Origin of the sequence: Vibrio qingdaonensis (assembly GCF_026191675.1) — a bacterium.
GTDB classification, from domain to species: Bacteria; Pseudomonadota; Gammaproteobacteria; order Enterobacterales; family Vibrionaceae; genus Vibrio; species Vibrio qingdaonensis.
Genome location: NZ_JAKRRY010000076.1, coordinates 1 through 5,572, shown reverse-complemented (window position 1 = coordinate 5,572; position 5,572 = coordinate 1). Strand labels below are relative to the sequence as shown.

Annotated in this window: 8 protein-coding genes; all 8 read left to right on the top strand. The window is 44.7% G+C overall.

What is annotated here, in order from left to right:
- The first annotated feature begins 166 nt into the window (after nt 1-166).
- Nucleotides 167-868, top strand: a complete 702-nt coding sequence (locus MD535_RS24935) for a helix-turn-helix transcriptional regulator (protein ID WP_250618761.1) — start codon at nt 167-169, stop codon at nt 866-868.
- A gap of 2 nt (nt 869-870) precedes the next feature.
- A complete protein-coding gene (gene tusD, locus MD535_RS24930) occupies nt 871-1,266 on the top strand; it encodes a sulfurtransferase complex subunit TusD (RefSeq protein ID WP_265677958.1) in 396 nt (131 codons plus the stop codon).
- Complete coding sequence (tusC, locus tag MD535_RS24925; RefSeq protein ID WP_265677956.1) at nt 1,263-1,619, top strand: sulfurtransferase complex subunit TusC; 357 nt, start codon at nt 1,263-1,265, stop codon at nt 1,617-1,619. Before tusD ends, tusC begins: the two co-directional genes overlap by 4 nt.
- An 8-nt stretch (nt 1,620-1,627) precedes the next feature.
- Nucleotides 1,628-1,891, top strand: coding sequence for a sulfurtransferase complex subunit TusB (tusB, locus tag MD535_RS24920; RefSeq protein ID WP_265677955.1), 264 nt, complete (start codon nt 1,628-1,630; stop codon nt 1,889-1,891).
- Between the two features lie 175 nt (nt 1,892-2,066).
- Complete coding sequence (rpsL, locus tag MD535_RS24915; protein WP_005417208.1) at nt 2,067-2,441, top strand: 30S ribosomal protein S12; 375 nt, start codon at nt 2,067-2,069, stop codon at nt 2,439-2,441.
- A 116-nt stretch (nt 2,442-2,557) separates the two neighbouring features.
- Complete coding sequence (gene rpsG / locus MD535_RS24910) at nt 2,558-3,028, top strand: 30S ribosomal protein S7 (protein WP_102471084.1); 471 nt, start codon at nt 2,558-2,560, stop codon at nt 3,026-3,028.
- A gap of 77 nt (nt 3,029-3,105) precedes the next feature.
- The gene (gene fusA, locus MD535_RS24905; RefSeq protein WP_265677949.1) at nt 3,106-5,202 is read left to right on the top strand and encodes an elongation factor G; all 2,097 of its coding nucleotides are present in this window, start codon (nt 3,106-3,108) and stop codon (nt 5,200-5,202) included.
- A gap of 124 nt (nt 5,203-5,326) precedes the next feature.
- On the top strand, nt 5,327-5,572 hold a 246-nt coding region (locus MD535_RS24900), incomplete at its 3' end, for a GTP-binding protein (protein WP_265677945.1).

Here is a 5,572-nt window from a genome sequence, read left to right as displayed (position 1 = left end):
ACATTGGTGAGCCTTTTTTTTCTTTTTAATTTCCCTAAGGGCAAAAAGACTGCACTTTTTTTGCCCTAAATCACTTGTTGAAGACTTACTTAGGTGAGTACTTCAAATTATCTGATAAACTTACATCAATTTTTTTAGTATCGAAGGTCAAAGCACTGTGACTGACATGGTTAACGCCGATATGCTGCTTGAAATGGAATCCGTCGATGTGGCGCCATTCACTGAGCATGACAAAATTATTCTTAAATCTTACGAAGCGGTGGTTGATGGACTGGCAAGTCTCATCGGCCCTTTTTGTGAAATTGTTTTGCACTCGTTGGAAGACTTGAATACCTCAGCGATTAAAATTGCTAATGGGGAAAACACAGGGCGCCAAGTAGGCTCACCAATCACTGATCTTGCGCTGAAAATGCTAAAAGACATCGAGGGTTCAGAACGAAACTTCTCACGGTCGTACTTTACTCGAGCAAAGGGCGGTGTTTTCATGAAATCCATCACCATTGCTATTCGTAATGGTGATAACCGTGTTATTGGTTTACTGTGTATTAACGTTAACCTTGATGCACCATTTTCTCAGGTTTTACAGTCATTTATGCCAACGCAAGAAGCAAAGGACGCGGCTTCATCGGTTAACTTTGCCAGCGATGTCGAAGAGTTGGTCGACCAGACGGTAGAGCGCACGATCGAAGATATTAATGCCGATAAGTCAGTTTCGAATAATACTAAGAACCGCCAAATTGTTATGGAGCTCTACGATAAAGGCATCTTTGATATTAAAGATGCCATCAACCGCGTAGCAGACCGTCTTAATATCTCGAAACACACGGTTTACCTGTATATTCGTCAGCGCAAAACTGAGGACGAATAATCGTGACCAGCTTAACCTACACGTTGGTAGTGAATGGCTCGGTATATGGAGAGCAGTCCGCTCGCAGCGCTTACCTATTTGCGTTAGCACTGCTTGAGAAAGGTCATCGACTTACTAGCGTGTTTTTTTATCAAGACGGGGTGCATAACGCGTCTAGATTAACCGTACCCGCGAATGATGAATTTGATTTAGTTTCTGCATGGCAAGTTTTAGCTCAAAAGTACCAGGTCCGTCTAGAGACTTGTGTTGCCGCTTCATTGAGACGGGGTGTGGTTGGTAGCCAAGAGGCGACACAGCATCAGCTTGATGGAGACAACCTTGCTGATGGTTTTGAGTTAGCAGGATTAGGGAGTCTAGCGGAAGCCATGCTGACGCAAGATAGAGTGGTACAATTTTGACTATATTAGGTTTTGTATTTACCTCTATGCCCCACGCTAGTGCTCGGGGTAGGGAAGGTTTAGATGCGCTGCTCGCAGCTTCTGCCTATTGTGATGACATCAAGGTGTTTTTCGTTGCTGACGGTGTGAATCAACTGCGTAGTAAGCAAGATCCAAAACAAGTGCTATCAAGGGACTATATCAGTGCATTTAAGTTGTTAGAGCTCTATGATATCGAGCAAGTTTACGTGTGCCAACAAAGTGTGACCCGTTTCGGAATAAGCCGTGAGGATCTGATCACCGATTGCCATGTCGTCATGCCCGACGTTATCTCAGCCGAATTGGCATCGTGTAACAAAATACTGACTTACTGAGGCCATTTATGCTGCATATTATTAAGAATGAAGTGGGCTTTAGGCGAGCGCAAGAATACGCATCCTCTCAAGATGCGACGATATTGCTCCAAGATGCGACTTATTTAGCCACTTTGCTTACTCAGGCTCCCAACCATGCCATCTTTGTTTTACGTGAAGATTTACAAGCAAGAGGGCTGGAGGAGAACTCGGTGAAAGTAGTGCAAGTTACCGATTTTAAAGGTTTTGTTTCTCTAACTGAACAGCATGAGACAAGTATTACTTGGGACTAATGTGCTTTTTTTGCTTGTTTTGATGAAAATTTTTACACCCGCCACATAAAAAAGATCTGTATATTTCTTGACACACATCCCACTGCTGCATAGAATTTTGCGTCCCTAATTGCCATTGGCGGTTAGGGCTAGATTTTTCACAAAGCTTACTTTCAAGTAAATCAGGAGCTAGTTAATGGCAACTATTAACCAGTTGGTACGCAAGCCTCGTGCAAAGCAAGTTGTTAAAAGCAACGTGCCTGCACTAGAAGCGTGCCCACAAAAACGTGGTGTTTGTACTCGTGTTTACACTACTACACCTAAAAAACCTAACTCAGCACTTCGTAAAGTATGTCGTGTTCGTCTAACGAACGGCTTCGAAGTGACTTCGTACATCGGCGGTGAAGGTCACAACCTTCAAGAGCACAGTGTTGTACTAATCCGTGGCGGTCGTGTAAAAGACCTTCCGGGTGTTCGTTACCACACTGTTCGCGGCGCACTTGACTGTGCTGGCGTAAACGACCGTAAGAAAGGTCGTTCTAAGTACGGTGTGAAGCGTCCTAAGTCTTAATGTTTCTTTCTGTAAAGAAAGGCGTTAAGTAAGGCCAAACACTAAATTTTCATTTTTTAATTTTTGAAGAAACTGAAAAGTTTTGGATAACCTGAAGAAGACAACGGAGAATATCCATGCCACGTCGTCGCGTAATTGGTCAGCGTAAGATCCTTCCAGATCCTAAGTTCAAATCTGAATTGCTGGCAAAGTTCGTTAACATCCTTATGGTTGACGGAAAAAAATCTACTGCAGAGAAAATTGTTTACACTGCACTAGAAACTATGGCTGAGAAATCTGGTAAAGATCACTTAGCTGTATTTGAAGAAGCTCTTGAAAATGTTCGTCCATCGGTAGAAGTTAAATCTCGCCGTGTGGGTGGTTCAACTTACCAAGTACCTGTAGAAGTTCGTCCGGTTCGCCGTAACGCTCTTGCTATGCGTTGGGTAGTTGAAGCTGCGCGTAAGCGTGGTGAAAAATCTATGGCTCAACGTCTTGCTGCAGAAATGCTAGATGCGTCTGAGAACAAAGGTACTGCGGTTAAGAAACGTGAAGACGTTCACCGCATGGCTGATGCTAACAAAGCATTCGCTCATTACCGCTGGTAATACCTTTACAGTGCTGCGAGTCTCCCTCGCAGCGCTTTTCTTTACTCTAAGGTTAACCTTAGTAAGAGGATACAATCGTGGCTCGTAAAACTCCTATTGAGCGCTATCGTAATATCGGTATCGTGGCTCACGTAGATGCAGGTAAAACAACCACAAGTGAGCGTATTCTGTTCTACACTGGCCTATCTCACAAAATCGGCGAAGTGCACGATGGTGCTGCTACCATGGACTGGATGGAGCAGGAGCAAGAGCGTGGTATTACTATCACATCTGCTGCTACGACTACCTTCTGGCGTGGTATGGAAGCACAATTCCAAGATCATCGCGTTAATATCATTGATACCCCAGGACACGTTGACTTTACTATCGAAGTAGAGCGTTCTTTGCGTGTGCTTGATGGTGCCGTAGTTGTATTCTGTGGATCGTCAGGTGTTGAACCGCAATCTGAAACTGTATGGCGTCAAGCCGATAAATACGGTGTTCCTCGTATGGTATTCGTCAATAAGATGGACCGTGCCGGGGCAGACTTCCTACGCGTTGTGGACCAAATTAAAAATCGTCTTGGTGCAAATCCGGTTCCTATCCAACTTAACATTGGTGCAGAAGAAGATTTTAAAGGTGTTATCGACCTTATCAAGATGAAAGCTATTAACTGGAATGAAGCCGATCAAGGCATGACGTTCTCATACGAGGACATTCCGGCTGATATGCTAGAAGAAGCGGAAGAGTGGCGTAACAACTTAGTTGAAGCTGCTGCTGAAGCAAATGAAGAACTCATGGACAAATATCTTGAGGAAGGCGAACTCACAGAAGCCGAAATCAAGTTTGGTCTACGTACTCGTACACTAAATAATGAAATTGTACTCGCCACTTGTGGTAGTGCATTTAAGAACAAAGGTGTGCAAGCGGTACTAGATGCAGTTGTTGAGTATCTTCCTTCTCCGATTGATGTACCGGCAATTAAAGGCCTTGATGAAGAAGAGAATGAAGTTGAACGTCATGCAGACGACAACGAACCATTCGCGGCATTAGCCTTTAAAATTGCCACTGACCCATTCGTGGGTACTCTGACGTTTATGCGTGTTTATTCTGGTGTTGTGAACTCCGGTGATGCGGTCTATAACGCAGTGAAACAGAAACGTGAACGCTTCGGACGAATCGTTCAAATGCACTCGAATAAACGCGAAGAAGTGAAAGAAATTCGTGCGGGTGACATTGCAGCTGCAATCGGTCTTAAAGACGTAACGACGGGTGATACCTTGTGTGATCAAAACCATAAAGTGGTTCTTGAACGCATGGAGTTCCCTGATCCGGTTATTCAGATTGCTGTAGAGCCTCGCTCTCAAGCTGACCAAGAAAAAATGGGTATTGCGCTGGGTAAACTCGCAGCGGAAGATCCATCGTTCCGTGTGGAAACCGATGACGAAACAGGCCAAACGCTTATTTCAGGTATGGGTGAGCTTCACCTAGACATTATCGTTGACCGTATGAAACGTGAATTCAGTGTTGATTGTAACGTGGGTAAACCTCAAGTTGCTTACCGCGAAACTATTCGTGGCAACACAGAAGTTGAAGGCAAATTCATTCGCCAATCTGGTGGTCGTGGTCAATATGGTCACGTATGGCTTAAGCTCGAACCGTCAGAACTTGGAGAAGGGTTTGTATTCGTAGACGAAATCGTTGGTGGTGTAGTTCCGAAGGAATTCATCAGTTCGGTATCGAAAGGTATCGAAGAACAAATGAACAACGGTGTATTAGCTGGATATCCTATGCTGGATGTTAAAGCGACACTGTTCGATGGTTCGTACCACGATGTCGACTCAAGCGAGATGGCGTTTAAGATCGCCGGCTCGATGGCCTTCAGGAAGGGTGCGCTTGATGCGCAGCCAGTCCTTCTTGAGCCTATGATGAAAGTTGAAGTAACGACTCCAGAAGACTGGATGGGTGATGTTGTAGGCGATATTAACCGTCGTCGCGGCATGATCGAAGGTATGGATGATGGCCACGCTGGTCTTAAAATTGTCCGTGCTCAAGTCCCACTTTCTGTGATGTTTGGCTACGCAACTGATCTACGTTCTGCAACACAAGGCCGAGCATCATATTCGATGGAATTTAGTGAATACGCTGAAGTTCCGAAGAATGTAGCAGACGCTATTATTGCACAGCGTAGCTAATCAGCTATTGTTTAATAACGAATCTATTGCGTTGACGAAAATTGACGCATAAAATAGCAATTTCTGGCGCGCCTCGAATTTAATTCGTTCTCGAGGCGAATCATAACTAGGAAGGAACACGATCGTGTCTAAAGAAAAATTTGAACGTACGAAACCGCACGTAAACGTTGGTACAATCGGCCACGTTGACCACGGTAAAACAACTCTAACTGCAGCTATCTGTACTACTCTTGCTAAAGTTTACGGCGGTGTAGCTAAAGACTTCGCATCTATCGATAACGCTCCAGAAGAGCGTGAGCGCGGTATCACAATCGCTACTTCTCACGTAGAGTACGACACTCCAGCGCGTCACTACGCACACGTTGACTGC